4 protein-coding genes are annotated in these 4,450 nt (G+C 64.0%); 1 reads left to right on the top strand and 3 read right to left on the bottom strand.

Going from position 1 to position 4,450, the window contains the following annotated elements; translation table 11 throughout:
* Positions 1–2,040: UvrB domain 3-containing protein (locus HA630_RS07010; RefSeq protein ID WP_166833620.1), on the top strand; the 2,040-nt coding region annotated here is incomplete at its 5' end.
* 26 nt (positions 2,041–2,066) lie between these two features.
* Here HA630_RS07010 and tnpC read toward each other — a convergent pair.
* The 3 genes from tnpC to tnpA all read right to left on the bottom strand — a co-directional run bounded on the left by tnpC (position 2,067) and on the right by tnpA (position 4,368).
* On the bottom strand, positions 2,067–3,626 hold the full coding sequence (gene tnpC, locus HA630_RS07005) for an IS66 family transposase (RefSeq protein WP_371809220.1): 1,560 nt from the start codon (positions 3,624–3,626) through the stop codon (positions 2,067–2,069).
* Positions 3,627–3,700: 74 nt separating this feature from the next.
* Complete coding sequence (gene tnpB, locus HA630_RS07000; protein WP_166833616.1) at positions 3,701–4,033, bottom strand: IS66 family insertion sequence element accessory protein TnpB; 333 nt, start codon at positions 4,031–4,033, stop codon at positions 3,701–3,703.
* Complete coding sequence (gene tnpA / locus HA630_RS06995) at positions 4,030–4,368, bottom strand: IS66-like element accessory protein TnpA (RefSeq protein ID WP_166833614.1); 339 nt, start codon at positions 4,366–4,368, stop codon at positions 4,030–4,032. Before tnpA ends, tnpB begins: the two co-directional genes overlap by 4 nt.
* Between the last annotated feature and the right edge of the window lie 82 nt (positions 4,369–4,450).

Genomic DNA, 4,450 nt, shown 5'->3' with positions numbered 1-4,450 from the left:
TTCCACAGCGTCATCGTCGTCACCGACCGGCAGGTGCTGGACAAGCAGCTGCAAGACGCCATCACCCAGATCGAGCACCAGACCGGCGTGGTCAAGGCGGTGGACCGGGATACTTCCAACCTGCCCAAGAGCCATCAACTGGCCCAGGCCATGCTGGCGGGCACGCCCATCATCGTCTGCACGCTGCAAACCTTCCCGCATGCCCAAGAGGCCATCTTGAAGGAGCAGAGCCTGCGCGAGCGCCGCTTTGCCGTGATCATCGACGAGGCGCACAGCAGCACCGGCGGCAGCACCGCCGACGACCTGCGCTACGTGCTCACCGGCCAGAGCGAAGAGGAGTGGGACCAGCTCAGCGCGTACGACAAGCTGTCCGTCTGGCAGGCCTCCCGCCAGCGACCCGGCAACGCCAGCTACTTCGCCTTCACCGCCACGCCCAAGCACAGCACCTTGATGCTGTTTGGCCGCCCGCTCAATCCGGCACTGCCCGTTAGCAAGGACAACCCACCGGCTCCCTTCCACCTGTACAGCATGCAGCAGGCCATCGATGAGGGCTTCATCCTCGATGTGCTGCAGAACTACACCTCGTATTCCCTGGCCTACAAGCTGGCCTCGGACATGGCGGTGGCGGCAGACCAGCGTGTCGATGAAAAGTCCGGCAAACGGTCGCTGGCCAAGTGGATGTCCTTGCACCCCACCAACGTGGGCCAGAAGGTCAAGCTCATCGTCGAGCACTTCCGCACCAACGTGGCTCAACTGCTCAACGGCCAGGCCAAGGCCATGGTGGTGACCAGTTCACGCGCCTCGGCCGTGAGCTACGCCCGCATGCTCAAGAAGTATTGCGACGAGCGTGGCTACACCGACCTGCACGCCATGGTGGCCTTCAGCGGTGACGTGCCCAACCAGGACAAGCAAACCGGCGTGTTGATCGCCGAAGAGCTGCCCAAGGACCACCAATTCGACGAAATCACCCTGAACCCCAACCTGCGTGGCCGTGACATGCGCAAGGCGTTCGACACGCCGGAGTACCAGGTGATGATCGTGGCCAACAAGTTCCAGACCGGGTTTGACCAGCCCAAGCTGGTGGCCATGTACGTGGACAAGAAGATCTCAGGCGTGGAAGCGGTGCAGACCCTGTCGCGCCTGAACCGCACCTACCCCGGCAAAGACAAGACCTACGTCATCGACTTCGTGAACAAGTCCGAAGAGATCCTGGCGGCGTTCAAGACCTACTACCGCGATGCCCAGGTGTCCGACGTGCAGGACGCCAACGTGGTCTATGACCTCAAGAAGTCCCTGGACGCGGCACACATCTACGAGCCAAAGGAAGTGGAGAACTTTGCCGAAGCCATCGTCGGCAAGTACTGCACCCATGAGAAGCTCTACACCATCACCCAGCCCGCCACCGACCGCTTCAACAAGAAGCTGGACGGGCTGACCAAAGAGATCGACAAGTGGGAAAAAGCCTGGGAGCAAGCCAAGTCCGCTGGCAACGTGGTGGGCCAGAACGAGGCCGATGCCTTCCGTGCGGAAGCGTCCCGCGAACGCGACCAGTTGATGATCTTCAGCGGCAGCCTGTCGAAGTTCGTGCGCAACTACGAGTACGTGGCCCAGTTGCTGGACTTCGGTGACCCGGACCTGGAAGCCTTTGCCGGCTTTGCCCGCCTGTTGCGCAAGCGGTTGCACGGCATAGGCGCCGACCAGGTGGACCTGGCCGGCTTGATGTTGACGCACTACCGCATCAAACAGGGCAATCAGCTCAGCGGCGTGGCGCCACAAGGCGAAACACCCACCCTGGACCCCATCACCGAGAACGGCTTGCGCGACCCCAAGGACACGCAGAAAGCCTACCTCGCCGAGCTGGTGGAAAAGCTCAACAACGCCTTTGGCGACGGCATCAGCGACGCCACCGACAAGGTGGCCCTGGCGGTGCACGTGTCAGAAAAGCTGCGCGGTGACGACGTGGTGATGGCCCAGGTGCAAAACAACACCAAAGAACAGGCCATGAAAGCCAACCGTAAGCGCGCGGTGATCCCATGTTGACCGCCACTGGCGGTCATGGCTGAGACTCAGATGGCACCGGTTTGCCAGCGATGCGGCAAGAGTTCGTCGATGCGACTGGCCTTGTGCGTTGGCAGCCGCGTGAGCACATCCTTGAGGTAGGCATACGGGTCGTGCCCGTTCATGCGTGCCGACTGGATCAGACTCATGACGGCCGCCGCTCTCTGGCCCGCGCGCAGGCTACCGGCAAACAGCCAGTTGTTGCGGCCGATGGCAATGGGCCGGATCTGGTTCTCGATCCAGTTGTTGTCCACGGGCAGTTGTCCGTCATCTGCAAACCGGGTCAGCGCCACCCAGCGCCGCAGGCTGTAGTCCAGTGTTTTGGCGGTTGCCGATCCGTCGGGGACCTGGCGCCGTTGCAGCGTCATCCATTCGTGCAGGGCGTCCAGGATCGGCCTTGTCTGCTGCTGTCGAACGATTTGCCGTTGTTCGGCGCCCAGTTCCTTGACTTCGCGCTCGATCTCATAGACCCGGGCGAACTGTTGGAGGGCGAACTCGGCGATCTGGCTCTGGTTGGCCGCGTGCAGATCGAAGAACTTGCGCCGGGCGTGGGCCAGGCAGCCCACCTCGGTCACGCCGCTGGCGATCAGGGCCTTGTAGCCGCCGAAGTCGTCGCAGGTCAGGCTTCCCTTCCAGGCCTTGTCGGTGCCATGGCCTAGGAAGCGCCGGGCATGCTCGCCCGAGCGGGACTCGCAGAAGTCGTAGACCACGGCTTTGATGCCCTCGAACGCCCCCGGCGCATAGGCCCAGAGGTAGGCGCGATGCGTCTTGCCATCGCCGGGCTTGAGCATGGCCACCGGTGTCTCATCGGCGTGCAGCACCCGGTGGCTGAGGATCTCGTCCTTCAAGGCCTCGACCAGCGGCTGCAACCGCACCCCGCAGGTGCCTACCCATTGCGCCAGGGTCGAGCGCGGGATGGCCAGGCCGGCGCGGCCGAAGATCGCCTCCTGGCGGTACAGCGGCAGATGATCTGCGTATTTGCCCACCAGCACCTGGGCCAGCAGGCCCGTGGTGGGGATGCCTTTGTCAATGACGTGCGCCTGGACCGGCGCCTGTTGAATGGTCTCGCACTGGGCGCAGGCCCACTTGCCGCGGATATGGCGCTCCACGCTGAAGACACCGGGCACGTAGTCCAGCTTCTCGGCCACGTCCTCGCCCACGCGTTTCATCTGGCAGCCGCATGCGCAGGTGGTAGACGTGGGTTCGTGGCGGATCTCGCGGCGCGGCAGGTGCGCCGGCAGGGGCAGGCGCTTGGCTTGTTTCTTCTCGGGAGTGGGCGGTGTTTGCGTCTGCGCCAGCGCGTCGATCTCGCTGGCCACGGCCGCCAGGTCGGCCTCGATCTCGTCTTCGAGCAGGCTCTTTTGCTCGGGGTTGAAGCGTTCGGACTGGGCTGCGAACTTCATGCGCTTCAAGAGCGCGTTCTCGTGCGTGAGCTTGTCGATGAGGGTCTGCTTGAAGGCCAGTTCCTGGTCCTTGGCGGCAGCGGCCTGCAGCATGGACAGCAGCGCCGAGCGCAGTTGCTCGGCGCTCAGGCTCTCCAGCGATTGCGGCTCCACCACCATGAGCATGACTGTGCCAGCACCGACACCGCTGCGCCATTGGCGCATGCACCAATTGGCAGGCAGAAGGCCAGCAATCAGATTCAGAGCACGGTGATGACACCACCATCGGCCAGGCGCTGCCAGGGCAGGCCCAGCACCAGAGCATCGAACTGTGGACGGCTGAGCGTAGCGGTCAATGCCCCCTCACGCGGCCAGACGAACTTGCCACTGTTCAGGCGCCGCGCTGCCAGCCACACCCCGATGCCGTCGTGCACCAGCACCTTCATGCGGTTGGCACGCCGGTTGGCAAACAGGTAGGCGTGATGCGGATGTGCTGCGCCGAAGACAGCCACCACACGGGCCAGGGCCGACTCTGTTCCGGCACGCATGTCCAGTGGCTCGGTGGCCAGCCACAGGGCGTCGATGCGGATCACTTGAGCAGGTCCCGCATCCAGGCCGCGCAGTGCTCGGCGGCCGAGACCGGCCAGGTCAGCGACACGCAGGTGGCGCCACGGCGCAACTCGATGCGGATGTCTGGAGCCGGCGCGCAGCTGGGCGCAGGTAACGCCACAGGCACGAAGGTCGGGACTTGCACCTCTGTGCTCGGGGCATGAGCCAGTCGGCGCCACTTGTGCACGACGTTGGCGTTGATGCCGTGCGATAGCGCCACGCTGGCCACCGAGGCTCCGGGCTGGGCGCACTCGGCCAGGATCTGCTGTTTGAGTTCGGCGCTGTGGCGCCGACGGGTCTTGATCTTCGCTTCAGTCATGGTGTCCACCTATCTCGTTTGGTGGACACCATCGTTGCCGCTTGGGCCGTCGACCTCAAGGGTGGGATGACCGCACGCTTAC

It is taken from the genome of Aquabacterium sp. A08 (assembly GCF_011742065.1).
Note: the sequence above shows the minus strand (reverse complement) of the source record. Positions and strands in the feature narration are given on the sequence as shown.

What these genes read in the sequence shown, in the direction of transcription:
- tnpC (WP_371809220.1), bottom strand. Translation starts at nt 3,626, where the DNA reads ATGCTCATGGTGGTGGAGCCGCAATCGCTGGAGAGCCTGAGCGCCGAG.
- tnpA (WP_166833614.1), bottom strand. Translation starts at nt 4,368, where the DNA reads ATGACTGAAGCGAAGATCAAGACCCGTCGGCGCCACAGCGCCGAACTC.